25 protein-coding genes and 2 riboswitches are annotated in these 24726 nt (G+C 68.4%); of the genes, 19 read left to right on the top strand and 6 right to left on the bottom strand.

Features of this window, described 5'->3' with window-relative positions:
- Window positions 1–56: 56 nt before the first annotated feature.
- The 3 genes from C8J30_RS16770 (at window position 57) to C8J30_RS16760 (ending at window position 4121) form a co-directional block, all read left to right on the top strand.
- Entirely contained in the window at window positions 57–1295 is a 1239-nt protein-coding gene (locus C8J30_RS16770) for an Hsp70 family protein (RefSeq protein ID WP_110807064.1), read from the top strand.
- A 169-nt stretch (window positions 1296–1464) separates the two neighbouring features.
- Window positions 1465–1926: an arsenic resistance N-acetyltransferase ArsN2 gene (gene arsN2, locus C8J30_RS16765; protein ID WP_110807053.1), complete on the top strand. Its 462-nt coding sequence runs from the start codon at window positions 1465–1467 to the stop codon at window positions 1924–1926.
- A gap of 209 nt (window positions 1927–2135) precedes the next feature.
- Window positions 2136–4121, top strand: a complete 1986-nt coding sequence (locus C8J30_RS16760) for a Hint domain-containing protein (RefSeq protein ID WP_110807051.1) — start codon at window positions 2136–2138, stop codon at window positions 4119–4121.
- A gap of 3 nt (window positions 4122–4124) precedes the next feature.
- On the opposite strand, the gene C8J30_RS16755 is transcribed toward C8J30_RS16760, so the two are convergent.
- The 3 genes from C8J30_RS16755 to cobU are packed head-to-tail and all read right to left on the bottom strand — an operon-like array spanning window position 4125 to window position 6403.
- Complete coding sequence (locus C8J30_RS16755) at window positions 4125–4892, bottom strand: adenosylcobinamide-GDP ribazoletransferase (RefSeq protein ID WP_110807049.1); 768 nt, start codon at window positions 4890–4892, stop codon at window positions 4125–4127.
- Window positions 4892–5896, bottom strand: coding sequence for a nicotinate-nucleotide--dimethylbenzimidazole phosphoribosyltransferase (gene cobT, locus C8J30_RS16750; RefSeq protein ID WP_110807047.1), 1005 nt, complete (start codon window positions 5894–5896; stop codon window positions 4892–4894). The genes C8J30_RS16755 and cobT overlap by 1 nt, the downstream gene beginning before the upstream one ends.
- Window positions 5897–5899: 3 nt before the next feature.
- Window positions 5900–6403, bottom strand: a complete 504-nt coding sequence (cobU, locus tag C8J30_RS16745; protein ID WP_110807045.1) for a bifunctional adenosylcobinamide kinase/adenosylcobinamide-phosphate guanylyltransferase — start codon at window positions 6401–6403, stop codon at window positions 5900–5902.
- Between the two features lie 72 nt (window positions 6404–6475).
- On the opposite strand from cobU, the gene C8J30_RS16740 reads away from it, so the two are divergent.
- From C8J30_RS16740 to bluB, 5 genes are read left to right on the top strand one after another with little or no spacing between them, the layout of a single operon-like run.
- Window positions 6476–7051, top strand: coding sequence for a histidine phosphatase family protein (locus tag C8J30_RS16740; protein ID WP_110807043.1), 576 nt, complete (start codon window positions 6476–6478; stop codon window positions 7049–7051).
- Window positions 7048–7845, top strand: coding sequence for a propanediol utilization protein (locus C8J30_RS16735; protein ID WP_110807041.1), 798 nt, complete (start codon window positions 7048–7050; stop codon window positions 7843–7845). Before C8J30_RS16740 ends, C8J30_RS16735 begins: the two co-directional genes overlap by 4 nt.
- Window positions 7842–8786, top strand: coding sequence for an adenosylcobinamide-phosphate synthase CbiB (gene cbiB / locus C8J30_RS16730; protein ID WP_110807039.1), 945 nt, complete (start codon window positions 7842–7844; stop codon window positions 8784–8786). The genes C8J30_RS16735 and cbiB overlap by 4 nt, the downstream gene beginning before the upstream one ends.
- The gene (cobD, locus tag C8J30_RS16725; protein WP_110807037.1) at window positions 8783–9748 is read left to right on the top strand and encodes a threonine-phosphate decarboxylase CobD; all 966 of its coding nucleotides are present in this window, start codon (window positions 8783–8785) and stop codon (window positions 9746–9748) included. The genes cbiB and cobD overlap by 4 nt, the downstream gene beginning before the upstream one ends.
- Window positions 9738–10361 carry a 5,6-dimethylbenzimidazole synthase gene (bluB, locus tag C8J30_RS16720; protein WP_110807036.1) on the top strand — a complete coding sequence of 208 codons (624 nt, stop codon included), beginning with the start codon at window positions 9738–9740 and terminating at the stop codon, window positions 10359–10361. Before cobD ends, bluB begins: the two co-directional genes overlap by 11 nt.
- On the opposite strand, the gene C8J30_RS16715 is transcribed toward bluB, so the two are convergent.
- Window positions 10358–11803: a cobyric acid synthase gene (locus C8J30_RS16715; RefSeq protein WP_110807034.1), complete on the bottom strand. Its 1446-nt coding sequence runs from the start codon at window positions 11801–11803 to the stop codon at window positions 10358–10360. The two genes, bluB and C8J30_RS16715, sit on opposite strands and share 4 nt — an antisense overlap.
- A gap of 269 nt (window positions 11804–12072) precedes the next feature.
- Window positions 12073–12723 (bottom strand): cob(I)yrinic acid a,c-diamide adenosyltransferase, encoded by a 651-nt coding sequence (gene cobO, locus C8J30_RS16710; protein WP_110807033.1) that lies wholly within the window; start codon window positions 12721–12723, stop codon window positions 12073–12075.
- A gap of 39 nt (window positions 12724–12762) precedes the next feature.
- Window positions 12763–12985, top strand: a riboswitch (cobalamin riboswitch).
- An 80-nt stretch (window positions 12986–13065) separates the two neighbouring features.
- Here cobO and C8J30_RS16705 point away from each other — a divergent pair.
- Genes C8J30_RS16705 through cobJ form a run of 6 tightly spaced genes read left to right on the top strand, consistent with a single transcriptional unit; the run spans window position 13066 to window position 19896 of the window.
- Window positions 13066–13479 (top strand): DUF1636 family protein, encoded by a 414-nt coding sequence (locus tag C8J30_RS16705; protein ID WP_110807031.1) that lies wholly within the window; start codon window positions 13066–13068, stop codon window positions 13477–13479.
- 3 nt (window positions 13480–13482) lie between these two features.
- Window positions 13483–14529, top strand: coding sequence for a cobalamin biosynthesis protein CobW (gene cobW / locus C8J30_RS16700; protein WP_110807029.1), 1047 nt, complete (start codon window positions 13483–13485; stop codon window positions 14527–14529).
- Window positions 14529–17765 (top strand): cobaltochelatase subunit CobN, encoded by a 3237-nt coding sequence (gene cobN / locus C8J30_RS16695; protein ID WP_110807027.1) that lies wholly within the window; start codon window positions 14529–14531, stop codon window positions 17763–17765. The genes cobW and cobN overlap by 1 nt, the downstream gene beginning before the upstream one ends.
- A 27-nt stretch (window positions 17766–17792) precedes the next feature.
- Window positions 17793–18422 carry a precorrin-8X methylmutase gene (locus C8J30_RS16690; RefSeq protein ID WP_110807025.1) on the top strand — a complete coding sequence of 210 codons (630 nt, stop codon included), beginning with the start codon at window positions 17793–17795 and terminating at the stop codon, window positions 18420–18422.
- Between the two features lie 2 nt (window positions 18423–18424).
- Window positions 18425–19162: a precorrin-2 C(20)-methyltransferase gene (gene cobI / locus C8J30_RS16685; protein ID WP_110807023.1), complete on the top strand. Its 738-nt coding sequence runs from the start codon at window positions 18425–18427 to the stop codon at window positions 19160–19162.
- Window positions 19159–19896 (top strand): precorrin-3B C(17)-methyltransferase, encoded by a 738-nt coding sequence (gene cobJ, locus C8J30_RS16680; RefSeq protein ID WP_110807021.1) that lies wholly within the window; start codon window positions 19159–19161, stop codon window positions 19894–19896. Before cobI ends, cobJ begins: the two co-directional genes overlap by 4 nt.
- Here cobJ and C8J30_RS16675 read toward each other — a convergent pair.
- A complete protein-coding gene (locus tag C8J30_RS16675) occupies window positions 19869–20624 on the bottom strand; it encodes a cobalt-precorrin-6A reductase (RefSeq protein ID WP_110807019.1) in 756 nt (251 codons plus the stop codon). The genes cobJ and C8J30_RS16675 overlap by 28 nt on opposite strands.
- Between C8J30_RS16675 and cbiE the strand changes: the two genes are divergently transcribed.
- From cbiE to cobF, 5 genes are read left to right on the top strand one after another with little or no spacing between them, the layout of a single operon-like run.
- On the top strand, window positions 20623–21813 hold the full coding sequence (gene cbiE / locus C8J30_RS16670; protein WP_110807017.1) for a precorrin-6y C5,15-methyltransferase (decarboxylating) subunit CbiE: 1191 nt from the start codon (window positions 20623–20625) through the stop codon (window positions 21811–21813). The genes C8J30_RS16675 and cbiE overlap by 2 nt on opposite strands.
- Window positions 21810–22142, top strand: a complete 333-nt coding sequence (locus tag C8J30_RS16665) for a cobalamin biosynthesis protein (RefSeq protein ID WP_110807062.1) — start codon at window positions 21810–21812, stop codon at window positions 22140–22142. Before cbiE ends, C8J30_RS16665 begins: the two co-directional genes overlap by 4 nt.
- Window positions 22139–22924: a precorrin-4 C(11)-methyltransferase gene (gene cobM / locus C8J30_RS16660; RefSeq protein WP_110807015.1), complete on the top strand. Its 786-nt coding sequence runs from the start codon at window positions 22139–22141 to the stop codon at window positions 22922–22924. Before C8J30_RS16665 ends, cobM begins: the two co-directional genes overlap by 4 nt.
- Entirely contained in the window at window positions 22921–23646 is a 726-nt protein-coding gene (gene cobA, locus C8J30_RS16655) for a uroporphyrinogen-III C-methyltransferase (RefSeq protein WP_110807013.1), read from the top strand. Before cobM ends, cobA begins: the two co-directional genes overlap by 4 nt.
- 1 nt (window position 23647) lies before the next feature.
- Window positions 23648–24415: a precorrin-6A synthase (deacetylating) gene (gene cobF / locus C8J30_RS16650; RefSeq protein WP_110807011.1), complete on the top strand. Its 768-nt coding sequence runs from the start codon at window positions 23648–23650 to the stop codon at window positions 24413–24415.
- Window positions 24416–24446: 31 nt separating this feature from the next.
- Window positions 24447–24668: riboswitch (cobalamin riboswitch) on the top strand.
- The last annotated feature ends 58 nt before the right edge of the window (window positions 24669–24726 follow it).

Here is a 24726-nt window from a genome sequence, read left to right as displayed (position 1 = left end):
TTGCCAGCGCGGCCGAAACCCTGTAGCGGGCCTGCTTTGCTTTCATGGGCCCCGCGATGACCGACCTGACCCTTGCAATTGACTTCGGCACCTCGAACTCCGCCGCCGCCATCGTGCAGGACGGCCGCCTGCGCCGCCTGACGCTGGATGGCACGGCCGACACGCTGCCCACCGCGGTCTTCTTCCCCTCCGAGACCGGCCCGATGCGGATCGGCGCCGAGGCCGTCGCCGCGCTGGTGGCGGGCGAGGAGGGGCGGTTCATGCGGGCGCTGAAAAGCGTTCTGGGCACGCCGCTCTTTCACGAGGCCCGCCCGATCGGCGGCCGTCGCCGCACTTTGGCCGATGTCGTCACCGCCTTCCTGCGCGAAACCAAGGCGCGGGCCGAGGCGCAGACGGGCGTGACGTTCACCCGCGTCCTCTCTGGCCGTCCGGTGCATTTCCACGCCGATCCCGCCCGCGATGCGAAAGCGGCCGAAGACCTGCGCGCCTGCCTTGCCGCGGCGGGCTTCACCGAGATCGGCTTTTGTCCCGAACCCGAAGCGGCTGCCCGCGCCTCGGCCAGTCTCAGCGGCGCGACGCTGGGGCTGATCGTCGATATCGGCGGCGGCACCTCGGACTTTTCGCTGTTTCGCAGCCATGCGGGCCGGATCGAGATCCTTGCCAGCCACGGCATCCGGCTGGGCGGCACCGATTTCGACCGCGCCATCGCGCTTGACCATGTGATGCCGCATCTGGGGCAGGGCGGGCAGCTGAAGCGCGAATTCGGCCCGGGCCTTCTGCCGATGCCGAACGAGATTTTCGTCGATCTGGCGACCTGGGCGAAGATCCCTTTTCTCTACACCCGCGAGACCCGCAACGCGGTGGCGCATCTGGCGAAATTCGCCGTCGAGCCGCGCCCGATCGCGCGGCTGGCGCGGGTGATCGAGGACGAGCTGGGCCATGATCTCGCCTTTGCCGTCGAGCGCGGCAAGATCGAAGCGAATGCGGGCAAGCCGGGCGCGATGATCCGCATGGGCAAGATCGAGCGCGGCCTTTATGCCGAGATCGACGCGGCCTCGATGGCCGCCGCGCTGACCCGCGCCCGCGCAGACCTCGATGCGGCTCTGGCCGAGACCTGCCGTCTGGCGTCGATCGCGCCCCCCGCGGTCGAGACCGCGATCCTTGTCGGCGGCTCGAGCCTGATGGGTCTCGTGTCGGATGCCGTCGCCGCCGCTTTCCCGCAGGCGCGACAGGCCCAGGGCGACGCTTTCACCGCGGTCGTCGATGGCCTTGCATTAACTGCAACCGAGAGTTGATATATTGAGCGCTTGACCCTGTCCCGTCGCAGTCGCACAATCGTCACAGTCTGCACGGGTGTTTCGCAATGGACCGCTATCGGGCCTTCCGTCTCGTCGCCAGTCGCCCCCTTGCCGCGACCCGAGTTGGACTTTTTTCCGCATCCCCCCTTGTCACAGGAGCCGCCCGATGCCGGAGGTCATGGTCCTGCCCGAACTGACTGCGAAACCGATCCCCGGCGCAGATCCGGGGCTGGTCGAGGCGCTGACCGCGGCCCGGCTCCCGACCGAGGATCTGGCCGATCCCGGCCGGAATTTCCTTGCCTTCACAGATGCTTCCGGGGCGATCTGTGGCTATGGCGGCTATGAGATGCTCGACGGTCACGCGTTGATCCGCTCGATGGTCGTGGCTGAACCCGCGCGCGGTCACGGCATCGGCTCGGCGATGCTGACCACGCTTCTGGCGACGGTGGCCGCCGCAGGGGCCAGCGATGCCTGGCTTTTCACCAAACATGCGGCGCAGTTCTTCTCGCATCGCGGGTTCCGCGCCCGCGCCCGCTACGAGGTGCCGCCGCCCGTCCTTGCCTCGAAACAGGCAAGCTCGGTCTGCCCGATCACCGCTGTCGTCATGAGCCGCGCGCTTCCCGCCTGACCCCACGACACCTGCAACCCCATTCGGAAATTTTCCCGCCCGCTGAGGGTGTTGCGGACGTTGCCTCACTTTCGCCATATTTATTTAGTTATCGTTAACGCAGGACGTTAACACAGACAATCGGGTCGCATCGCAGGCACGGGCGGCACCGGGGGGCAGAAGCCCCGGCTGAGGCAAAGCAGGCATCAGACCTGCATACGGGCAGAACGATGGCGACTTACACGATCGGGGGCTATGCCGCCGCGTCGATCACGACCGCGGGCGGGTCGACCTTTGCGCTGGATGCGGGCTACGAATCGGCCGCGCAGGCGATCACGATCACCGTCACCGACAATGATCAATATTTCAGCGGCTCCGCGACGAGTCAGCTCGACACCAACCAGACCGCGGTGGTGACGAGCGCCTCGGGCGCGGTGCTTGCCTCGGGCGCGGTGCGGCTGGGCACGGCCTACAGCTTCACCACGACCGCGGGCACGACGGCAAAGATCTACGATGTCTATGTCGGCAATACGCTGGTGGGCTATGTCTCGACCTCGGCGCTGACGCCGGGTGTCGTGATGACGGTCACGGGCAGCGCTGCGACGACCGCGACCGGCCAGCTTTACAGCGGTCTGGCCAGCACGGGCTATGCGTCTTCGGCGGCCTCGTCGCTGGTGGGCGGCGCGGGCAATGACACGATCCGCGCCGGGGCGGGCAATGACACCGTGACCGGCAATGCGGGCAACGACAGCATTGATGGCGGCGCGGGCAATGACCGGCTGAGCGGCAATGACGGCAACGACCTGATCCTCGGCGGTCTTGGCTCCGACACGCTTGATGGCGGCGCGGGCGATGACACGCTGGCGGGCGGGGCCGGGGCGGACAGCATCATCGGCGGCTCGGGGATGGATTATGCCGATTACTCGGCCTCCTCGGGGGCGGTGTCGATCGATCTGACGAACTGGACCGCGTCGGGCGGCGATGCGGCGGGCGACACCCTGACCAGCGTCGACGGCGTCATCGGCTCGTCTTACGGCGATCTTCTGATCGGCTTCGACGGGGCGTCCTACAGCGGCGCCGACATCTACACGAACATCTTCTACGGCGGCGGCGGCAACGACACGATCGACGGGCGCGGCGGCAACGACATCCTCTATGGCGGCGATGACAACGACTCGGTGCTTGGCGGCACCGGCGATGACACGCTTTACGGCGATGCGGGCAACGACACCCTGCGCGGCGGCGACGGCGCCGACAGTCTGAGCGGCGGCACCGGCAATGATGTGCTGGCAGGCGGCACCGGGGCGGACACGCTGACCGGCGGCAGCGGCGCGGATATCTTTGCCTTCGACGGCACGAGCGGCGCCGACCGGATCACCGATTTCGACATGACGCTGGTCAATGGCCATACGCTCGATCAGCTCGACGTCTCGGGGCTTTACGACGCTCAGGGCAAGCCGGTGAACTGGGACGATGCGGTGATCGGCACCGATGCCAATGGCAATGCGGTGATCACCTTCCCGACTGTCACCGGCGGGCCGGTGATCACGCTGGCCGGGATGACCTTTTCGGAAATCAGCCGCTCGCTGCTGCATGCGATGGGCGTGCCCTGTTTCACCGCCGGAACCCTGATCGAGACGCCGCGCGGCCCGGTTCCGGTCGAGAGCTTGCGTCCGGGCGATCTGGTGAGCAGCCGCGATCGCGGGGCGGTGCCGGTGCTTTGGGCGGGTGGGCGCGTGCTTGGCCCGGCCGAGCTCGCCGCCGAGCCGGGGCTGCTGCCGGTCGCGATCCGCGAAAATGCGCTCGGTCGGCACGGGGCGCTTCTCGTCTCGCCGCAGCATGCGGTGCTGGCCGAGACCGATCAGGGCGAGCGTCTGGTGCGGGCGCGGCATCTGGCCGAGCTGCACGACCCGCGCTTTCGCATCGCGCGCGGCAAGCGGCGGGTGAGCTATCACCACATCCTGCTGGAGCGGCACGGCATTCTGACCGCGAACGGGCTCGCCTGCGAGTCGCTTTACCCCGGACCGCTGGCGCTGGCCGCACTCGGGCCTGCGGCGCGGCTGTCGATTGCGCAGGCGCAGCCGTGGCTTGCCGGCGTTGTCCTCGGGTCGCAGGAGGCGGCGACGGTCTATGGCCCGCTTGCCCGGCCTTTGGCCTTGCGGCGGGGGCTGCGGCTTGTTGATCCGCGGCCGAGTGCAGGGTTGCGCGTCGCCTGAGCCTCAGGCGAAGACCGCCGCCAGAACCAGCCAGCCGCCGATTTCGGCCAGTTGCTGCGCCGTGCCCAGAACGTCGCCGGTCTGCCCGCCGATCTTGGCTTTCGCGACCTGCGCAAGCCCGAAGACCAGCGCGCCCTGCACGATCAGCAGCGAGACGACCGGCAGACCGAGCCCGAGCGCCGCGCCGACCCCAAGGGCCACGCCTGCGATCACCCGGTTCCACGCCGCACCCGAGGCGATGCGCCCCATGCCATCGGCCCGCGCCGCGGGCAGCGCCGCCATCAGCACACCACAGGCCGCGCGCGAGAGCATCGCAAGCCCGATCAGCCCGGCCATCGCCAGCGCGGGCGAAGCCGCGGCCAGCGCCGCGACGCCCTGCCAGCGCAGCCCAAGCGACAGCACCAGCGCCGCGACCCCGTAGGAGCCGATGCGGCTGTCGCGCATGATTTCGAGCCGTCGCGCCACCTCGCGCCCGCCCCAGAAGCCATCGGCCACATCGGCAAGCCCGTCTTCGTGCAGCGCGCCGGTCAGGAAAACCTGCACCGTCACCGCAAGACCCGCCGCCAAAGCGGGCGGCAGGTCCAGCGCCATCGTGACGAAAAGGGCGAGGGCGGACATCGCCCCCACCACCAGCCCGGCCAAGGGATAGGCCCAGACCGAGCGCGGCAGGCTCGGCGCCGGATCGGGCAGGCGCGGCATCGGCAGGCGCGTGAGCAGCACCACCGCCAGATGCGCCTCGCTCAGCCGCGCCTTGATCCAGCCCCGCTCCATCAGGCGGTGATGCCCGCTTCGGCATAGGTCACCATGCCGTTGTGGCATTCAAGCGCCGCCCGCACGATACCGAGCGCCAGCGCCGCGCCGGTGCCTTCGCCCAGACGCATCTCCATTTGCAGCAGCGCGCGCTTGCCCATCGTCGACAGCACCTTCTGATGCCCCGGCTCGGCCGAGGTATGGCCGACGACGCAGTGATCGAGAAGCCGCGGATCGACCTTGAAGAGGGTCGAGACGGCGGCAGTCGAGATGAAGCCATCGAGAATGACCGGGATCCCCGCCGCGCGCGCGCCCAGAACCGCGCCGCACATCGCGGCGATCTCGCGCCCGCCAAGCGCGGCGAGGGTTTCCATGCCGCCCAGACCGCCATGCAGCGCCAGACCCTTGTCGATCGCCGCGATCTTGCGCGCGATCCCGGCCGCATCGGACCCGGTGCCGGGGCCGACGTAATCCTTGGCGGTGCCGCCATAGACCGCCGCCGCCAGCGCCGCCGCGATGGTCGAGTTGCCGATCCCCATCTCGCCGATGATCAGCGCATCGGCCGTGGTATCGACCGCCGCCGCGCCGGTGTTCAACGCCGCCACCGTCTCGGCCTCGGTCATTGCCGGGCCTTGCGTGAAGTCCTGCGTCGGATGATCAAGGTCCAGCGCGATCACCTGCAGATCGGCACCCGCCGCGCGGCACAGCTGGTTGATCGCGGCGCCGCCCATCTCGAAGTTCTTCACCATCAGGAACGTCACTTCCTGCGGGAAGGGGTTCACGCCCTGCGCGCAGATGCCGTGATTGCCCGCAAAGCAAAGCGCCTGCGCCTTTTTGATCGTCGGTTGCACCGTGCCGCGCCAGGCCGCCCAATGCAGCGCCAGTTCCTCCAGACGGCCCAGCGACCCCGGCGGCTTCGTCAGGCTGTTCTGCCGCGCGAGCGCCGCGGCGCGGATGGCCTCGTCGGCGACGGGCAGCCGGTCGATCAGCGTGGAGATCTCGGCAAGGGATTGGACCTGAAGCATTACCTATTTCACCTTCATTGGCAGGCCCGCGACGGTGAAGACGACTTCGTCCGCCGCCGCTGCGACCCATTGGTTGAGATGGCCCGCGTTGTCGCGGAACGCACGGGCGAGGCGGTTGTCGGGCACGATGCCCAGACCCACCTCGTTGGTGACAAAGACGACGGGTGCCGTCAGTTCGGGCAGAACCGCAAGAAGCCGCTTTGCCGCAGCCTCCCAGTCATGCTCGCCGAGCATGAGGTTGGTCAGCCAGAGCGTCAGGCAATCCACCAGTCGCGGCGCATCGTCGGTTTCCCGCAGCGCCGTCACAAGATCGAGAGGTTCGGCCCGCGTCACCCATTCCGGCCCACGCCTGGCCTGATGCGCCGCGATCCGCGCCGCCATCTCTTCGTCCCAGATCTGCGAGGTGGCGATGTAATGCGCGGGCTGACCCAGCGCCAGCGTGCGGCTCTCGGCATAGGTGCTTTTTCCCGAACGGGCACCGCCGGTGACGAGAAGGGTGAAAGCCATGCCGCGTTGCCTCTTGTTCCTTGCGGCGGAAAAAAGCAGAAACGGCGACGGACCGAAAGGAGAAATGCGACGATGTTGGCGGATGTCACGACGGAACTCTGGCTGATCCGCCATGCGCCCGCGGTTCACGAGGGGCGATTGGCCGGGCGGCGCGATGTGCCCTGCGATCTGCCGGGCGAGGAGGTGCTGGCCAAGGTCCGCGCGGCGGTGGGGATGGCAAGCGTCATCTGCTCGCCCGCGCTGCGCTGTCAGCAGACCGCGGCGGCGCTCTGGCCCGGGGTCGAGCCGCAGCTTGATCCGCGGCTTTGGGAGCAGGATTTCGGCGCCTGGGAAAACCGCCCGTTCGAAACGCTTCCCGACATCGGTCTGATGCCGCTGGGCGAGCTTGCCACGCATCGCCCGCCGGGCGGCGAGAGCTACGCCGAGCAATGCGCCCGCGTCGCCCCGGTGCTGCGCGATCTTGCGGGGCAGGGCGGTCGGATCGCCGTCGTCGCCCATGCGGGCGTCGTGCGGGCGGGGCTGTCCCTCGCGCTTGGCTCCGTGCCTGCGGGGCTCGCCTTTCAGGTCGCGCCCCTGTCGGTGACGCGGATGATCGCGGTGCCGGGGGGGCTCTGGTCCATCGCGGGCGTGAACCGGGTCTTCGGATGAGCCGTGCCTTGCATGTTCCCGGCCATTTCGGCGAGTGGCTGCAGGGCCGCCTCGGCGCCGAGGGGCCAGTGGTTCTGGTGACCTTGCCCGCGCCTGCGCTTGGCCTTGATCTGCGCTACCGTCCCGGCCCGGGGCTGAGGCTGCATGGCGCCGGGCTGACGCCCGAGCGGGCGCGGCAGTTTCTGGCGCCTTTGGGGCTGCAATTGCGCGGCCGCATCGTGCTGCGCCCGGTGGTGGCGCCGGGGCTGGGCACCGGGGTTTCGACCGCCTCGCTTGTGGCCTTGGCCGAGCTGGCGGGCTGGGACGGTCCGCCTGAAATTCTGGCGCAGGCCTGCGTGCGGGCCGAGGGGGCGTCCGATCCGCTGATGTTTCCCGTGCCCGAGCGGCTTTTGTGGGCCTCGCGGCAGGGGCGGGCACTGGCGCTTTTGCCTGCGCTGCCGCGCTATGAAATTCTGGGCGGCTTCAGCGGCGGTCCGGCCCGGACCGAGGCCGCCGACAGCGCCTTTCCCGAGGTGACCGACCTTGTCGCCCGCTGGCAGCGGGCCGAAACGCTGGCCGATCATGCCGCAATCGCCTCGGAAAGTGCCGCCCGGTGCAGCGCGCTGCGGGGGCCCTTCGTCGAGACTGCACCTGAGTTGGCGACGGATCTTGGCGCGCTTGGCTGGGTCCGGGCGCATACCGGGGCGGCGCGCGGGCTGATCTTTGCGCCGGGGCAGGTGCCCGCGGGAGCCGAGGCGGCTTTGCGCGCGGCGGGCTGGCGCGGCATCCTGCGCATCAGGGGGGGCGGGCGATGAACTTTGCCGCGATGATGGCGGTGGCGATCGCGATCGATCTGGCGCTTGGCTGGCCCGATGCGCTGTACAAACGCATCGGCCATCCCGTCACCTGGATCGGCGCGCTGATCGCGCGGCTCGAAAAAGGCTGGAACTTCAAGGGAAGGCTGCGGCGCCTGCGGGGCGTGCTGGTGGCTCTCGCGGTGATCGGCACGACCGCGGTGATCGCGGCTTCGGTGCAGACCTGGCTGCCTGCGGGCTGGCTTGGCGTCCTTCTGGGCGGCGTCCTTGCCTGGCCCTTCGTCGCGCTGCGCTCGATGCATGATCACGTTGCGGCCGTGGCGAAACCGCTGCTGGCCGGAGATCTGCCCGGCGCGCGTCATGCCGTGTCGATGATCGTCGGGCGCGATCCCTCGCGGCTCGATCAGCCCGGCGTTGCCCGGGCCGCGCTCGAAAGCCTCGCCGAGAACAGCTCGGACGGCATCGTCGCGCCCTTGTTCTGGGGCTGCGTCGCGGGCCTGCCCGGCATTGCCGCCTACAAGGCGATCAACACGCTCGATTCGATGATCGGTCACCGCACCGAGCGCTACGAGCAGTTCGGCTGGGCCTCGGCACGCATTGACGATCTGGTGAACCTGATCCCGGCGCGGCTGACCGGGCTCTTCTTCGCGCTGGCCTCGTCTCGCCGCGGCGAAGCCCTTGCGGTGATGCTCCGCGATGCCCGGTCGCACCGCTCGCCGAATGCGGGCTGGCCCGAGTCCGCTCTCGCAGGCGGGCTCGGCATTCGCCTTTCCGGGCCGCGCATCTATGCCGACCGGGTGGCCGCGGAACCGTGGCTGAACGGCACCGCCCCCGATCCGACACCCGATGACCTCGCCCGTGGGCTTGCACTTTACCGCCGGGCGATGGCAGGGATGGGGCTGGTTATCGGCCTTGTGGCCCTTTTGTGGAGTTTTTCATGACCCGCGATCACGGTGGGAACATTGACGCAGCCAAGGTTCATTACGGCGGCGACGACTGGATCGATCTATCCACCGGAATCAACCGCCAGCCTTGGCCCGTGCCCGATCTGCCCGATCGCGTCTGGACTGATCTGCCGACCGCGACGGCCAAGGCCGCGCTGATCGCCGCCGCGTCGGCCGCCTTCGGCACCGAGGCCCCCGGCGTGGCGCTGGCCGGGGCGCAGCAGGCGATCCAGCTGATCCCGCGCCTTTGGGCGCCGGGCCGGGCGCGCGTGCTTGGCCCGACTTACAACGAACATGCGGCGGCGCTTCTGGCGGCGGGCTGGCAGGTCGAGGAGGTCTCGACCCTTGGCGCCTTGGCCGGGGCCGATCTGGCCGTGGTGGTCAATCCGAACAACCCCGATGGCCAGCGCCATCCGGCAGCGGCGCTGCGGGCGCTTTCGCTGCAGGTCGGGCGGCTTGTTGTCGATGAAAGCTTCGCCGATGCCTCGCCCGAGGCCTCGGTCACCGCCAAGGCCAGCCGCCGGATGCTGGTGCTGCGCTCGTTTGGCAAGTTCTACGGACTGGCGGGGCTGCGGCTTGGCTTCGTCTTCGCCGATGCGGCGACGGTGGCGGCGCTGTCGGAAATGGCCGGTCCCTGGCCGGTCTCGGGCCCGGCGCTGGAGATCGGCCGCCGCGCGCTTGCCGATCGCAACTGGGCGGTGGCGACGGCGCTGCGTCTGGGCGCGGAAACCGTGCGGATGGATGCCTTGGCCGCGCGTCTGGGCTGGACGCTGGTCGGCGGCACGGCGCTGTTTCGCACCTATGCCACGCCCGATGCGGCTGCGGCGCAGGACCACCTTGCCCGCGCGCAGATCTGGAGCCGGGTCTTCCCCTATTCGGCCCAATGGCTGCGCCTTGGCCTGCCGGGGGGCGAGATGGAATGGATGCGACTGGAAAAGGCACTGACTGATGGACTTTGAGCAAACCCACCGCGACGCGCTGACCGAGGTGCTGCGCTGGCGCCGCGACGTGCGCCACTTCCGTCCCGATCCGATCGCCGAAGAGGTGATCGAGCGGCTCCGCGCGACGATGGACATGGCGCCTTCGGTCGGCAATGCGCGGCCCTGGCGGGTGATCCGGGTCGACAGCCCGGCGATCCGCGCCGAGGTGCTGGCGAATTTCAACGCCGCGCGCGACGCGGCCGGGCAGGGCTATGCGGGCGAACAGGCCGAGGCCTATGCGAAGCTGAAGCTGCAAGGCATCGATCAGGCGCCGCTGCAACTGGCCGTCTTCACCCATCGCGATCCGGCCGCTGGTCACGGACTTGGCCGCGCCTCGATGCCAGTGACGCTGCATCAATCGACGGCGATGGCGATCCACACGCTCTGGCTTGCCGCGCGGGCGGAGAACCTTGGCCTTGGCATGGTCTCGGTGCTGGACCCGAAGGCGGTCGAGCGGCTTCTGAACACGCCGCCGGACTGGGAATTCGTTGCCTGGCTCTGCATCGGCACGCCCGAGTTCACCGATGACACGCCGCTTCTGCACCGGGCGGGCTGGCAGGAAAACCTGCCGACCACGTGGGACGTGCGTTAACGCGCGAGCGAAAGCAATCCGGTCACGTCGAGATGCGCCTCGATGTGATCGGCCAGCGCCTCGAGCGTGTCCTCGACCCCCGCCGCATGGCTTTGCCCCGAGGCGGTAACGCCAAGGCCGCTCAGGAACGCGGCCCGGAAATCATCGGCGCCGAAGAGCCCATGCAGGTAACTGCCGATGACTTTGCCACTGGCCGAGATCGCGCCCTCGGGCTGCCCGTCGATCAGGGCAAAGGGCCGCGCGCGGTCGGCCCCTTCGGTCCGGCCGATGTGGATTTCATAGCCCTCGACCGCCAGACCGCTGCCCGCATGGGTCGCTTTCGTCCGCGTCAACCGCTTGTCGGGCGTCATCACTGTCTCGACGTCCAGGAGGCCAAGACCGGGGGTGGTGCCCGCGGGCCCCTCGATCCCCTCGGGGTCGGCGACCGAGCGGCCGAGCATCTGATAACCGCCGCAAATGCCGAGCACATGGCCGCCGCGCCGGACATGGGCCAGCAGGTCCACGTCCCAGCCCTGATCGCGCAGGAACGCCAGATCGCCGCGGGTGGATTTCGAGCCCGGAAGGATGACGAGCCGCGCCTCGGCCGGGATCGGCTGACCCGGCTTCACCATCACCATCCGCACCCCGGGCTCCGCCGCGAGCGGGTCGAGATCGTCGAAATTCGCGATGCGGGACAGCGTCAGGCAGGCAATCACCGTGCCCTCGGTCGCGGGGCCTGAGGCAATGTCGAGCGCATCCTCGGCGGGCAGCTTGTGGGCAAGCGGAAACCACGGCAGCGTGCCGAAGCCGCGCCATCCGGTGCGGCTCTCGATCAGCCGATAGCCATCGTCAAACAGCGTGACATCGCCGCGGAATTTGTTGATCAGAAAGCCGGAAATCATCTCGGCGTCGGAGGGGTCGAGCACCGCCTGCGTGCCGACGATCTGCGCAATCACGCCGCCGCGGTCGATATCGCCGACAAGCACCACGGGCACGTCGGCCGCGCGCGCAAAGCCCATGTTGGCAAAGTCGCCCGCGCGCAGATTGACCTCGGCCGGGCTGCCTGCGCCCTCGACGATCACCAGATCATGGGTCGCCTTGAGCCGGTTGAAACTCTCCAGCACCGCGCCCATCAGCTGCGGCTTGAGCTTGGCATAGTCGCGCGCCCGGGTGGTGGTGAGCCGCTTGCCCTGCACCACGACCTGCGCACCGACATCGCTTTCGGGCTTCAAGAGGATCGGGTTCATGTCGGTGATCGGCTCAAGCCCGCAGGCCAGCGCCTGCAATGCCTGCGCGCGGCCGATCTCGCCGCCATCCGCGGTGACGGCGGCATTGTTCGACATGTTCTGCGGCTTGAACGGCGCCACCGACAGCCCCCGCCGCCGCGCCGCCCGGCACAGACCGGCAACCAGCATCGACTTGCCGACATTCGAGCCCGCGCCCTGGATCATCAAGGATGTCATGAACTCCTCCGGCTGCGCGGGGTGAAACTGCGGGAGCCTCCGGCGGGGATATTTAGGAGCAAGATAAATGCAATAGAGGGTTCGGGACGCCGCGTCTTGGGCCGCTTGCGCGGGGAAGACGCGGCGCTTTTACCTTGCACGGTCATCGGGATCCCTCCCTGTACCGTACCTACAGCTTGCCCGAGCATGGTTACGAAACCCCTAATGTTCTTGATTTATCTTGCCCGAAATATCCCGGGGGTCCGGGGGCAGCGCCCCCGGCCTTGCCCTCAGAACTCGACGCCCGGCTGTCCCTTGATGCCGGCCCGAAACGGGTGCTTGATCTGGCCCATCTCGGTCACCAAATCGGCCGCCTCGATCAGCGCCTCGGCGGCGTTGCGGCCGGTCAGCACCACATGGGTCATCTCGGGTTTCTCGTCGCGCAGGAAGGCCAGCACTTCCTCGACATCAAGATAGCCATAGCGCAGGGCGATGTTGATCTCGTCCAAGAGCACCATCCGGACCCTCGGATCGCGGATCAGCTCCTTCGCCTTTTCCCAGCCAGCGACCGCCGCCGCGATGTCGCGTTCGCGGTCCTGGGTTTCCCAGGTGAAGCCCTCGCCCATCGCGTGGAACTGGCACAGCGCGCCGAAATGCGTCGTCAGCAGGCGCCGCTCGCCCGTATCCCAGGCGCCCTTGATGAACTGCACCACGGCGCAGGGCATCTCATGCGCGATGCAGCGCAGAATCATCCCAAACCCGGCCGAGGATTTGCCCTTGCCCGAGCCGGTATGGACGATGATCAGCCCCTTTTCCCCCGATTTCTGCGCCATGATCTTGTCGCGCGCGGCCTTCTTCTTCGCCATCTTCGAGGCATGCCGCGCCAGTTCGTCGGTGCCTTCGGAGGAAGCTTCGGCGGGGGTGTCGTTTTCTGGCGTCATCGGGGCGGTCCTCGCGCTTGACAATAGATCGCGTCTTGGCCACTCAGGGCGGGCGCTGGTTTCTGTCCTATGACAGGCGAAGAGGGAATGTGAAGGGAATTGCGACGGCTTCGCCGCGAAACCCGACCGCAGCCGCCCCCGCGACCGTGACCGGAGAGGGCGCCCCAGGCCACTGGCAAAAGCCGGGAAGGGGGGGCGACCGTGAGGGGCATCCCCCCTCGCATCCGCAAGCCGGGAGACCTGCCAGCGCATGGATTTCGGGCGGACGGGGTGTTCCGCGACCGGGGGCAGGGCGTCTGCGCTCTCACTCTGGCCGTTCCCCCAAACCCACTAGGAGGGGCGATGGCCACCACGCTGCATGTCTGCACCACCTGTCGCGGCACCGCTGCGGCCCCCTTGGGCTGCGAGGGTTGCACGGTGGGCGCCGCGGGCTGTGGCGCCTGTCCGCTGGCCGAAGGCGCGACCACGCGCCCGGGCGAGCGTCTCGCCCATGCGCTCGCCGCGCTGCCCGTGCCCGAGGGAGTGAAAATCGTGCCGGTCGAATGCCTCTCCGCCTGCGGTCAGGGCTGCACCGTCGCGCTCTCTGGCCCCGGCAAATGGTCCTATGTCTTCGGCCGCCTCGACGCCCGCGACGCCGAGACGATCCTCGCCGGTGCCGCCCAGTTCGAGGCCGCCGAAAAGGGCCTGATCCCCTGGCGCGAGCGCCCTGAAATCTTTCGCAAGCAATGTCTTGCCCGTATTCCCCCGCAGGAGTGACCCATGTCCGATCTCGTCAAAATCCCCGTCACCGTGATCACCGGCTTCCTCGGGGCGGGCAAGACCACGCTGATCCGCCACCTGATGGCGAACCCGCAGGGCCGCAAGCTGGCGGTTCTCGTCAATGAATTCGGCACCGTCGGCGTCGATGGCGAGATTCTGCGCCAATGCGCCGATGAAAACTGCCCCGATGAAAACATTGTCGAGCTGGCGAATGGCTGCATCTGCTGCACCGTCGCCGAAGACTTCATCCCGACGATCGAGGCTCTGATGGCCCGGCGCGTCCGCCCCGACCACATCCTGATCGAGACCTCGGGTCTGGCGCTGCCGAAACCGCTGCTCAAGGCCTTCGACTGGCCCGCGATCCGCTCGAAGATCACGGTGGATGGCGTGATTGCCGTGGCTGACGCCGAGGCCGTCGCCGCGGGCCGCTTTGCCCCCGATGTGGAGGCCGTCGATGCGCAGCGTCTGGCCGATGACAGCATCGATCACGAAACGCCCCTCTCCGAGGTCTTCGAGGATCAGATCGCCTGCGCTGACATCATCCTTCTGTCGAAGGCCGATCTGGCCGGGGAAGAAGGCGTCGAAGCCGCCCGTGCGCTGATCGAGGCGGAAGTGCCGCGCAAGCTGCCGATCCTGCCGCTGACCGAGGGCGTGATCGATCCGAAGGTGATCCTTGGCCTTGGCGCCGCCGCCGAAGACGATCTGGCGGCGCGGCCGAGCCATCACGACGACCACGGCGAACACGAGCATGACGATTTCGACACGGTGGTGATCGAGATCCCGGAAATCGCCGATCCGGCGAAACTCGTTGCCGCGATCGAGCGGCTGGCGCGCGAACAGAACATCCTGCGCGTCAAGGGTCATGTCGCCGTGACCGGCAAGCCGATGCGGCTCTTGGTGCAGGCCGTGGGCGAGCGCGTGCGGCATCAATACGACCGTCCGTGGGGGGCTGATACTCGCCGCTCGGCGCTGGTCGTCATCGCCGAGCATGACGATGTCGACGAGGCCGCGATCCGCGCGGTGCTGATGGACGGGGTCGCCGCCTGATGCATGTCGTCTTCCGCGAAAGCCACGGGCTCGAGGAAACCGCGGTGCCGACCGATCTCGGTCAGCGCCCGGCCGATCTTGTGGTGCTGTCGCTTTCCGACAGCGATCTGGGCGCTTTCGCGGCGGGCTGGAAACGGGCGGGCGGGCGGCTGCCGAGCCTGCGTCTCGCCAATCTCGTGGCGCTGAAACATCCGATTTCGGTCGATACTTACGTTGAAAACACGCTGTCGGGCGCCAAGGGCATCCTGATCCGGCTGATCGGCGGCGAGACCTACTGGCCCTATGGCCTCGCCTCGGTGCAGGATCTGTGTCGGCGCAAGGGCATCGCGCTGGCGGTGCTGCCCGCCGATGGCCGCCCGGATGAACGGCTGGACGAGTTGTCGACCCTGCCGGTTTCGACGCTGCGCCGGCTGAAGGAACTCTGCGATGCGGGCGGCGCCGTCGCGGCGCAGGCGGCGCTGGCGCAGCTGGCCTTGGCCTCGGGTCTTTATGCGCCCCCGGTGCCGGGCGACAAGCGCTTGCCCGACTGGGGTCTTTACGACCCCGCCAAGGGCGTGATCCCCGCGCCCGAAGGCGAGGGGCCGCTGGCGCTGGTGTCCTTCTACCGCTCCTATCTGACCTCGGCCGATACGGCGCCGATCGACGCGCTGATCGCGGGTCTGCGCGCGCGCGGCTTCGCGGCTTGCGGCGTCTTTGCGGCCTCGCTGAAGGCCGAGGGGTTGGGCGATGCCCTGCAAGCCCGGCTCGATGGCCGCGCCCCGGCGCTTGTCATCAATGCCACCGCCTTTTCGGCGCAGGGCGCCGATGGCATGACCCCCTTTGACCGCTACGACGTGCCGGTCTTCCAGGTTGCCCTGTCCACCGCCCGCAAGCGCGATTGGGCGCAGGCCGACCGGGGCCTCTCGCCCGCGGACCTCGCCATGCATGTCGTCCTGCCCGAGGTCGACGGCCGTCTGTTCGCCGGTGTCGTCTCGTTCAAGGCGCCTGAACCGCGCGATCCTGATCTGGAATATTCCCGCTTCGCCCATCGCGCCGATCCGGCCCGGGTCGAGGCGGCGCTTGACCGCATCACCGGCTGGCATCGGCTGGCCAAAACCCCGGCTGCCGCGCGCAAGCTGGCGGTGGTTCTGTCGACCTATCCCGGCCGCGCCTGGCAGATGGCCCATGCCGTCGGCCTTGATGCGCTCGCCTCGACCGAGGCTTTGCTGGCCCAGTTGACGACAGAAGGCTATGCGATTGCCCCCGGCGCGCCCCTCGAAGCGCTGGCGGGTGAGCGCTTGAGCTGGCCCTTGGCCGAGTATTTGACCGCGTTTCAAACCCTGCCCGAGCCGCTGCGTCAGGCGCTGACCGAGGCCTGGGGCGCCCCCGAGACCGATCCGGCCTGCAGCGATGGCGCCTTCCACTTTGCCGCCCTGCGCCGAGGCTCTGCGCTGATCGCGCTGCAACCCGAGCGTGGCGATGTGCAAAGCCGCGACGGTGACTATCACGATCTTTCCCGCACGCCGCGGCATTCCTATGTCGCCTTTTACCTCTGGCTGAAGGCGCAGGGCATCGACGCGCTCGTTCATATGGGCGCGCATGGCACGCTCGAATGGCTGCCGGGCAAAGCCGTTGCGCTGTCGGAAACCTGCTGGCCCGAGGTGCTGGCGGCGGCGCCCGTCGTCTATCCGTTCATCGTCAACGACCCGGGCGAGGCGGCGCAGGCGAAACGGCGGCTTTGCGCCGTGACGCTCGGCCATCTGCCGCCGCCCTTGTCGCGCGCGGCCGTGCCCGAGGGGATGGCGCGGCTCGAACGGCTGCTCGATGAATATTCCACCGCCGACGGGCTCGACCCCGCCCGGCGCGACCGGCTGATCGCCGATATCCGTGACGAAGCCCGCGCGAGCGGCGTCGAGGATGATCTGGGCATTCCCGCCCAAGCCTCGGCTGCCGAAGCGATCACCCGCATCGACCGTTTTGTCTGCGATATCAAGGAAAGCCTGTTTGGTGACGGGCTGCATGTGCTGGGGCAGGGCGCTTGCGGGACCGAAGAACAGGCGGGGCTCTCGGCCGCTTTGGCGGGCAAGCGTGTGCCCCCCGGCCCCTCGGGCAGCCCGGCGCGCGGGCGCTCGGACGTGCTGCCGACCGGGCGCAATCTGTTCTCTGTCGATCCCCGCGCCGTGCCTTCGCGTGCCGCCCATGCCCAAGGCGTGAAACTGGCCGAGGAACTGCTGCGCAAACACCTGCAAGATCATGGCGACTGGCCGCGGGGGCTGGTTGTCGATCTCTGGGGCAGTGCCACGATGCGGACGGCAGGCGAGGAATTCGCCATGGCGCTGCATCTGGCCGGTCTGAAACCGGTCTGGGACGAGGGCGCGGCCCGGGTCTCGGGGGTCGAGGTCATTCCGCTCGCCCTGCTCGGCCGCCCCCGCATCGACGTGACTTTGCGGGTCTCGGGCCTTTTCCGCGACATCTTTCCGGGTCTCGCCCAGCTTTTCGAGACCGGCGCCGAGGCGCTGGCCACCCGCGAGGAGGCAGCGGAGGACAACCCCTACCTTGCCGCCGCCCCGCGCGTCTTTGGCCCGCGCCCCGGCCAATACGGCTTGAACATGGGCACGGCGATGGACGCCTTTACCCCCGAGGCGCGGGCGAAAGCGGGCGAGGCCTGGCTTGCCGCTTCCTCCTATGCCATTGACAAAAAAGGTGAAATCAGCGCTGACCGGGCGGCTCTGGAAGCCCGCCTGAGGGGGGCCGACAGTTTCGTGCATGCGCAGGATCTGCCCGAAAGCGATATCCTGCTGGCCTCGGACTATGCCGCGCATGAAGCCGGGTTTGCCGCCGCCCTCGCGCGTCTGGGCGCCGAGGCCCCCGCGCTTTACCATCTGGACGCCACCGACCCAAACCGCCCGCGCGCCCGTAGCCTGCCCGAGGAAATCGCCCGCGTCGTGCGGGCCCGTGCCAGCAATCCGGCCTGGGTCGAGGGGATGATGCGGCACGGCTTCCGCGGCGGTGCCGAGATCGCGGCGACGCTCGATCACATGGCGGCCTTTGCGCATCTGGCCCAGGTCGTGCCCGCACATCTCTTCGATCTTTACCACGAGGCGACGCTCGGCCGCGACGACGTGACCGCGTTCCTTTCCCGCGAAAACCCCGAGGCGCTTGACGCCATGCGCGATCTTTTCCGCCGTCTCGCCGAGGCGGGCCTCTGGCTCACCCGGCGCAATTCGATTGCGGCAAGCCTCGAGGAGAGGCTATGAGCGCGCCAACCCGAAGGATGACCCCCGATGCCCCATGAGTATGAAAAGGACGGCGCGAAGATCTATGTGCAGTCCTTCGCCACGATCCGCGCCGAGGCCGATCTGGCCCGCTTCACCGCCGAGGAAGAGGTGGTGGTGGTCCGCATGATCCATGCCGCCGGGATGGTGGGGCTGGAACATCACGTCCGCTTCGCGCCCGGCATGGCGATTGCAGCCCGTGCCGCGCTTGAAGCCGGGGCGCCGATCCTCTGCGATGCGCGGATGGTTTCCGAAGGTATCACCCGCGCCCGTCTGCCCGCGCAGAACGAGGTGATCTGCACGCTGCAAGATCCCCGCGTGCCCGAACTGGCGCGCGAGATGGAAAACACCCGCTCTGCCGCGGCGCTGGAGCTGTGGCGCCCGAAACTCGAAGGGGCTGTGGTGGCGATCGGCAATGCGCCGACGGCCTTGTTCCACCTTTTGAACATGCTCGAAGACCCGTCCTGCCCGCGCCCGGCGGCGATCATCGGCTGTCCGGTGGGCTTCATCGGCGCCGCGGAATCGAAGGCGGCGCTGGCGCTGGCGAATCCGGTGCCGTGGGTGATTGTCGAGGGGCGGCTTGGCGGCTCGGCCATCACTGTCGCGGCGGTGAACGCCTTGGCCAGTCGGAAGGAATAGAGATGGGACGCATCCTTTGCGCCGGTCTTGGGCCGGGTGACCCCGAGCTGATCTCGGTGAAATCCGACCGCGCCATTCGTGGCGCGACCGACATCGCGCATTTCCGCAAGGCGGGGCGGCCCGGTCAGGCGCGGCGGATCGTCGAGGGGATGCTGCGCCCGGATGTGGTCGAGCATGCGATGGAATATCCGGTGACGACCGAACTTCCGGTCGAGTCCCCGGAATATAACGAGGCGCTGGCGCGGTTTTACGACGACTGGGCGTCGCGACTTTCGGAACTTTCGAAAACCCGCGATATTGTTGTGCTCTGTGAAGGTGATCCCTTCCTTTATGGCTCGTTCATGCACCTTTACACCCGCCTGCAGGGGCGGGCCGAGGTCGAAGTGATCCCCGGCATTCCCGGCATGGTGGGCTGCTGGTGGGCGACGGGCACGCCGATCACCTGGGGTGACGATGTGCTGACGGTGATGGCGGGGACTTTGCCCGAGGCGGATCTGGTCGCGCATATGGAACGGTCGGATGCGATCGTGGTGATGAAGACCGGGCGCAACCTGCCGAAAATCAAGCGCGCGCTTGCGGTTGCGGGGCGGCTCGAGGCTGCGTGGCTGGTCGAGCGCGGCACGATGCCGACCGAGCGCATCGCGCGTCTGGTCGATGTGGCCGAGGAGGATTGTCCCTATTTCGCCATCGTGCTGGTGCACGGGCAGGGGCGGCGGCCGGAACTGGGGGGCGAGGAATGAGCGGTTGGGTTGTCGTTGCCGGGCTTGGGCCGGGCCGTGAAGATCTGGTGACGCCCGAGGTGGTGGCCGCCGTGGCCGAGGCCACCGATATCGTGGGCTACATCCCCTATGTTGCTCGCATCGCCGCGCGCGAGGGGCTGACGCTGCACCCGACCGACAACCGGGTGGAACTCGATCGTGCGACCCATGCCCTTGAAATGGCAGCCGAAGGTCGGCGCGTGGTGGTGGTCTCCTCGGGTGATCCGGGGGTCTTTGCGATGGCCTCGGCGCTGTTCGAGGCGCTGGAAGCCCATCCGGAATACGCGCAGACCGAGATCCGCATCCTGCCCGGCATCACCGCGATGCTGGCGGCGGCGGCGGCGGCCGGGGCGCCCTTGGGGCATGACTTCTGCGCCATCAACCTTTCGGACAATCTCAAACCTTTCGAAATTCTCGAAAAGCGGCTGCGCCACGCGGCGCGCGGGGATTTCGCGATGGCGTTTTACAATCCGCGCTCGAAATCGCGCCCGCATCAGTTCACCCGCGTGCTGGACATCCTGCGCGAGGAATGCGAGCCCGAGCGGCTGATCCTGTTTGCGCGCGCCGTGACGACGCCCGAACAGGCGATCAATGTGGTCGAACTGCGCGATGCAACGCCCGAAATGGCCGACATGCGCACCGTGGTTCTGGTCGGCAATGCCAGCACCCGCCGCATCGGGCGCTGGGTCTACACGCCGCGCGGCGTCGCGCCGTGATCGGCGAGCCAGCCCATCACCCCCTCGAGCGTCGCGCGGATCTCGCGCGCGGGGACCATGGGCCGGTCGATCAGAATGACCGGCAGGTCCAAGCTGCGGGCGGCAATCAGTTTGGCCTCGGCGCCCGCGCCGCCCGCGTTCTTGGCAACGATATGGGTGATGGTTTCGCTGCGCAGCAATTCCGTATCCCCTTGAATGTCAAAGGGTCCGCGGGCGATCACCGCCTTGGCATCGGGCAGGGGCAGGGCGCCTTCGGGCGGGTCGACCAACCGCAGCAAATAGTGATGCTGCGGTGCGGCGGCAAACTCGGCCAGATGCTGTTTGCCGATGGCCAGGAACACCCGCGCCGGGGCTTGCGGCAGCGCGGCGACGGCGCCCGCAAGATCGGGGACATGGGTCCAGCGGTCGCCCTCCTGCGCGGCCCAGGGCGCGCGCTCGAAGGCGCAAAGGGGCACGCCCGCCGTGGCACAGGCCGCGACGGCATTCGCGCTCATCTGCGCGGCGAAAGGGTGGGTGGCGTCGATCACATGGCTCACGCCCTCGCGCTTCAGATAGTCGACGAGCCCGTTGATGCCGCCAAAACCGCCGATGCGGGTGGGCAGCGGCTGCGCCACGGGCGCATCGGTCCGGCCCGCATAGGAAAAGACCGCCTCAAAGCCTTGCTCGGCAAGGGTTTTCGCCAGTCGACTGGCTTCGGTGGTGCCGCCAAGCACAAGGAGGCGCGTCATGTCTGATCCGTGGTTGAGCATCGTGGGTCTTGGCGAAGATGGCCTTGATGGGCTGCCTTTGGCAAGCCGTCAGGCGCTGGAAAAGGCCGAGGTGATCTTCGGCGGGCCGCGGCATCTGGATCTGGTCGGCGCGGGGGATCGTGGCCGGGCCTGGCCCGTGCCTTTCGACATTGCCCCGGTGCTGGACTGCCGCGGGCGGGCGACGGTGGTTCTGGCCTCGGGCGATCCGTTCTGGTTCGGCGCGGGGTCCATGCTGGCCGAGCGGCTTGCACCCGAAGACTGGCGCGCCTTTCCGGTGCCGGGCACGGTCGCGCTGCTGTGTGCGCGGCTGGGCTGGCGCATCGAGGAGGTGACAGCGCTGGCGCTGCATGCGGCACCGTTCGGGCGGCTGCGGGCGGCGCTGGTGCGCGGGGCGCGCGTTGTCGTGACGCTGCGAGATGGCGCGGCGGTGGGCGATCTGGCCGCCTGGCTTTGCGCGAACGGCTATGGCGCGGTGCGGATGGGGGTGGCCGAACGGCTGGGTGGCCCGGCCGAGCGCCTGCGCAACGTCGCCGCGCAAAACTATGATCTGACGGATGTTTCTGCGTTGGTCGCGGTGGCGCTCGACGCGGCTGATCTGGCGCCTGAGGTCGGTCTTTCCGCCACGCCGGGTCGGCCGGAAACCGCCTTTGCCCATGACGGGCAGATCACCAAGGCGCCGATGCGGGCACTGACCCTTGCGGCACTTGCGCCCCGGGCGGGCGAGCTGTTGTGGGACATCGGCGGCGGCTCCGGCTCGGTCTCGGTCGAGTGGTGCTTGGCGGGCGGGCGGGCGATCACGATCGAACCGCGGGCCGACCGGATCGAAAATATCCGCGCCAATATCGACAGTTACGGGTTTGGCGCCCGGATGCAGGCGGTGCATGGCGCGGCCCCCGAGGCGCTGACGGACCTGCCTTTGCCGGATGCCGTCTTCATCGGTGGCGGCGGCTCGCAGGCGCTGCACGACTGGCTCTGGGAGCGTCTCGCCCCCGGCACGCGGATCGTCGCCAATGCGGTGACGCTGGAGAGCGAGACCCTGCTGATGCGCCTGCACGAACGCCACGGCGGCCAGCTTTTGCGCATCGACATTGCCGAGGCCCAGCCGCTCGGCCGGATGCGCGGCTGGTCGCCCAGCCGTCCGCAGCTGCAATGGAGCGGGCGGCGATGAAAGTGGCCGGTGTCGGTTTTCGGTCTGGCGCCGGGTCGAAACCGCTGCGCCATGCCGTCGCGTCCGTGGGAAAGGTGGATGCTCTTGCCACGGCGCGCGAAAAAGCCGAAGAGCTTGCCGCCGCTCTGCCCGACTATCGGGTGATCGGCGTCACGGTTGCGGGGGTGGACACGCCGTCGCAATCGGAGCGGGTCCGGGGGCTGAAAGGCACCGGATCGGTGGCAGAGGCCGCGGCGCTGGTCGCGGCGGGCAAGGGGGCGCGGCTGGTGCTGCCCCGACAGGTGATCGGCGGGGTGGTCCTTGCCGTGGCGGAGGGAGACGACGAATGACGGTGCATTTCATCGGCGCGGGGCCGGGGGCGGCGGATCTGATCACGATCCGGGGCCGCGATCTGATCGCGTCGTGTCCGGTCTGTCTTTACGCCGGATCGCTGGTGCCCGAGGCGCTGCTGGCGCATTGCCCGCCCGGCGCGAAGATCGTCAACACCGCGCCGATGAGCCTTGACGCCATCATCGACACGATCGCCGAAGCGCATGCGGCGGGGCACGATGTCGCCCGGCTGCATTCGGGCGATCTCTCGATCTGGTCGGCGATGGGCGAGCAGCTGCGCCGTCTGCGCGCCTTGAACATTCCTTATGATGTGACGCCCGGCGTGCCCTCCTTTGCCGCCGCCGCCGCGACCTTGGGGGCGGAGCTGACGCTGCCCGGGGTGGCGCAATCGGTCATTCTGACCCGCACCTCGGGGCGGGCCTCGGCCATGCCCGAGGGCGAGACGCTGGAGAATTTCGCCCGCACCGGTGCGGTTCTGGCCATTCACCTGTCCGTGCATGTGCTTGATGATGTTGTGCAAAAGCTGACGCCGCATTATGGCGCCGAGTGTCCGGTGGCGGTCGTGTGGCGCGCGAGCTGGCCCGATCAGCGCGTTGTCCGGGCAACTTTGGCGACCCTGCAAACCGCCATCGGCGCCGAGATGGAGCGCACCGCGCTGATCCTTGTCGGCCGGTCGCTCGCCACCGAGGATTTCGACGAATCCCGCCTTTACGCGGGCGATTACGACCGCCGCTACCGCCCCTTGGGCACTCATCCGCGCTTCCCGGAGGGCACCGAATGAGCGGCTTCGTCTCCTTCGTTTCCTCGGGTCCGGGCGACCCGGAACTGCTGACGCTCAAGGCCGCCGACCGGCTGGCCAAGGCCGATGTGGTGCTGTTCGATGACCTTTCCGCCGGGCCGATCCTGGGTCATGCGCGCGAGGGGGCTGAACTCATCGCGGTCGGCAAGCGGGCCGGGCGGCCCTCGCCGAAGCAGGATCATGTGAGCCAGCTACTCGTCGATCACGCGCTGACCGGGCTGAAGGTGGTGCGGCTGAAATCGGGCGACTCGGGGCTGTTCGGGCGACTGGAAGAAGAACTTGTCGCGCTGAGCGAGGCGGGCATTCCTTACGAAATCATCCCCGGCGTGCCCTCGGCCTGTGCGGCGGCGGCCGCGGCCGGGCTGCCGCTGACGCGCCGTTTGACCGCGCGGCGCGTGCAATTCGTCACCGGCGCCGATGTGACGGGCGATCTGCCCGAGGGGCTGAACTGGGCCGCGCTCGCAGACAAGGGCGCGACGACCGTCGTCTTCATGGGCAAGCGCACCTTCCCGAAGCTCGCCACTGATCTGATCGCGCATGGCTTGGCCCCCGACACCCCCGCGCTGCTCGCCGAAGCCGTGGGCCACCCCGAGCAAAGCTGCACCCGCTCGACCGTGGCCGATCTTGCGGCGAGCCTGGCCCAGGAACGCTCGGACAAGCCCGCGCTCATCCTCTACGGCCCGCTTTACGACCCGGAGGTCTGAGATGATCGAGCTGACCCTGATCGGCATCGGCACCGGCAATCCGCGGCATCTGACGCTTCAGGCGATCGATGCGATTAATGCCGCCGATCTGATCCTGATCCCTTTGAAGGGCGCCGACAAATCCGATCTGGCCGGGCTGCGGCGGGGCATCTGTTCGGCGCATCTGACGAACCCGGCGGCGAAGGTCATCGACTTTGCACTGCCGGTGCGGGATGCCGCGAACCCGTCCTATCGCAAGGGCGTGGACGACTGGCACGACGCCATCGCCGAGGCATGGATGGCGGAAATCACCACGCATTGCCAAGGACTTAATGGCAGGGTGGCGCTGCTCGTCTGGGGCGATCCCTCGCTTTACGACAGCACCCTGCGCATCGCGGAGCGGCTGAAATCCCGCCTGCCGATCACGACGAAAGTCATCCCCGGCATCACCGCCATTCAGGCGCTGTGCGCCGCCCATGCGATCCCCTTGAACGAGATCGGCGCCCCGGTGCAGATCACCACCGGTCGGCAATTGCGCGATCACGGCTGGCCCGCGGGCACCGACACCGTCGTCGCCATGCTCGATGGCGAATGCTCGTTCCAGAGCCTTGATCCCGCAGGGCTGACGATCTTCTGGGGCGCCTGTGTCGCCATGCCCGAAGAGGTGCTGATCAAAGGCCGTGTGGCCGAGGTCACGGCGCAAATCCTTCAGGCGCGGGCCGATCTGCGCGCCCGGCATGGCTGGGTGATGGACATTTACCTGCTGCGTCGCAATCTGCCCAATGCGTGACGTTTCCCGCCCTTGACACTGCCGACAGGCGGTGGATAGTGACGGCGATGGTTCCCAACTGGACGGGATTAATAGGGAACACGGTGAGGATTACCCATCAGGGGCCGAATCCGTGGCTGCCCCCGCAACTGTGAGCGGCGAGACGACGGTCGTAGACCACTGATCCCCCCTTTTCCACGGGGCCCGGATCGGGAAGGTGACCGGAGTTGTCTGACCCGCAAGTCAGGAGACCTGCCATCGCTCGAGCGTCGCAAGCCTTCCCGGGGCGGGGTGCCTCCGGTCTCTCGAAAGCGACGCGGGACAGTGGAAGG

Source organism: Rhodobacter viridis (assembly GCF_003217355.1).
Classification (GTDB): Bacteria; Pseudomonadota; Alphaproteobacteria; order Rhodobacterales; family Rhodobacteraceae; genus Rhodobacter; species Rhodobacter viridis.
Note: the sequence above shows the minus strand (reverse complement) of the source record. Positions and strands in the feature narration are given on the sequence as shown.

What these genes read in the sequence shown, in the direction of transcription:
- C8J30_RS16770 (WP_110807064.1), top strand. Translation starts at nt 57, where the DNA reads ATGACCGACCTGACCCTTGCAATTGACTTCGGCACCTCGAACTCCGCC.
- arsN2 (WP_110807053.1), top strand. Translation starts at nt 1,465, where the DNA reads ATGCCGGAGGTCATGGTCCTGCCCGAACTGACTGCGAAACCGATCCCC.
- C8J30_RS16760 (WP_110807051.1), top strand. Translation starts at nt 2,136, where the DNA reads ATGGCGACTTACACGATCGGGGGCTATGCCGCCGCGTCGATCACGACC.
- C8J30_RS16755 (WP_110807049.1), bottom strand. Translation starts at nt 4,892, where the DNA reads ATGGAGCGGGGCTGGATCAAGGCGCGGCTGAGCGAGGCGCATCTGGCG.
- cobT (WP_110807047.1), bottom strand. Translation starts at nt 5,896, where the DNA reads ATGCTTCAGGTCCAATCCCTTGCCGAGATCTCCACGCTGATCGACCGG.
- cobU (WP_110807045.1), bottom strand. Translation starts at nt 6,403, where the DNA reads ATGGCTTTCACCCTTCTCGTCACCGGCGGTGCCCGTTCGGGAAAAAGC.
- C8J30_RS16740 (WP_110807043.1), top strand. Translation starts at nt 6,476, where the DNA reads ATGTTGGCGGATGTCACGACGGAACTCTGGCTGATCCGCCATGCGCCC.
- C8J30_RS16735 (WP_110807041.1), top strand. Translation starts at nt 7,048, where the DNA reads ATGAGCCGTGCCTTGCATGTTCCCGGCCATTTCGGCGAGTGGCTGCAG.
- cbiB (WP_110807039.1), top strand. Translation starts at nt 7,842, where the DNA reads ATGAACTTTGCCGCGATGATGGCGGTGGCGATCGCGATCGATCTGGCG.
- cobD (WP_110807037.1), top strand. Translation starts at nt 8,783, where the DNA reads ATGACCCGCGATCACGGTGGGAACATTGACGCAGCCAAGGTTCATTAC.
- bluB (WP_110807036.1), top strand. Translation starts at nt 9,738, where the DNA reads ATGGACTTTGAGCAAACCCACCGCGACGCGCTGACCGAGGTGCTGCGC.
- C8J30_RS16715 (WP_110807034.1), bottom strand. Translation starts at nt 11,803, where the DNA reads ATGACATCCTTGATGATCCAGGGCGCGGGCTCGAATGTCGGCAAGTCG.
- cobO (WP_110807033.1), bottom strand. Translation starts at nt 12,723, where the DNA reads ATGACGCCAGAAAACGACACCCCCGCCGAAGCTTCCTCCGAAGGCACC.
- C8J30_RS16705 (WP_110807031.1), top strand. Translation starts at nt 13,066, where the DNA reads ATGGCCACCACGCTGCATGTCTGCACCACCTGTCGCGGCACCGCTGCG.
- cobW (WP_110807029.1), top strand. Translation starts at nt 13,483, where the DNA reads ATGTCCGATCTCGTCAAAATCCCCGTCACCGTGATCACCGGCTTCCTC.
- cobN (WP_110807027.1), top strand. Translation starts at nt 14,529, where the DNA reads ATGCATGTCGTCTTCCGCGAAAGCCACGGGCTCGAGGAAACCGCGGTG.
- C8J30_RS16690 (WP_110807025.1), top strand. Translation starts at nt 17,793, where the DNA reads ATGCCCCATGAGTATGAAAAGGACGGCGCGAAGATCTATGTGCAGTCC.
- cobI (WP_110807023.1), top strand. Translation starts at nt 18,425, where the DNA reads ATGGGACGCATCCTTTGCGCCGGTCTTGGGCCGGGTGACCCCGAGCTG.
- cobJ (WP_110807021.1), top strand. Translation starts at nt 19,159, where the DNA reads ATGAGCGGTTGGGTTGTCGTTGCCGGGCTTGGGCCGGGCCGTGAAGAT.
- cbiE (WP_110807017.1), top strand. Translation starts at nt 20,623, where the DNA reads ATGTCTGATCCGTGGTTGAGCATCGTGGGTCTTGGCGAAGATGGCCTT.
- C8J30_RS16675 (WP_110807019.1), bottom strand. Translation starts at nt 20,624, where the DNA reads ATGACGCGCCTCCTTGTGCTTGGCGGCACCACCGAAGCCAGTCGACTG.
- C8J30_RS16665 (WP_110807062.1), top strand. Translation starts at nt 21,810, where the DNA reads ATGAAAGTGGCCGGTGTCGGTTTTCGGTCTGGCGCCGGGTCGAAACCG.
- cobM (WP_110807015.1), top strand. Translation starts at nt 22,139, where the DNA reads ATGACGGTGCATTTCATCGGCGCGGGGCCGGGGGCGGCGGATCTGATC.
- cobA (WP_110807013.1), top strand. Translation starts at nt 22,921, where the DNA reads ATGAGCGGCTTCGTCTCCTTCGTTTCCTCGGGTCCGGGCGACCCGGAA.
- cobF (WP_110807011.1), top strand. Translation starts at nt 23,648, where the DNA reads ATGATCGAGCTGACCCTGATCGGCATCGGCACCGGCAATCCGCGGCAT.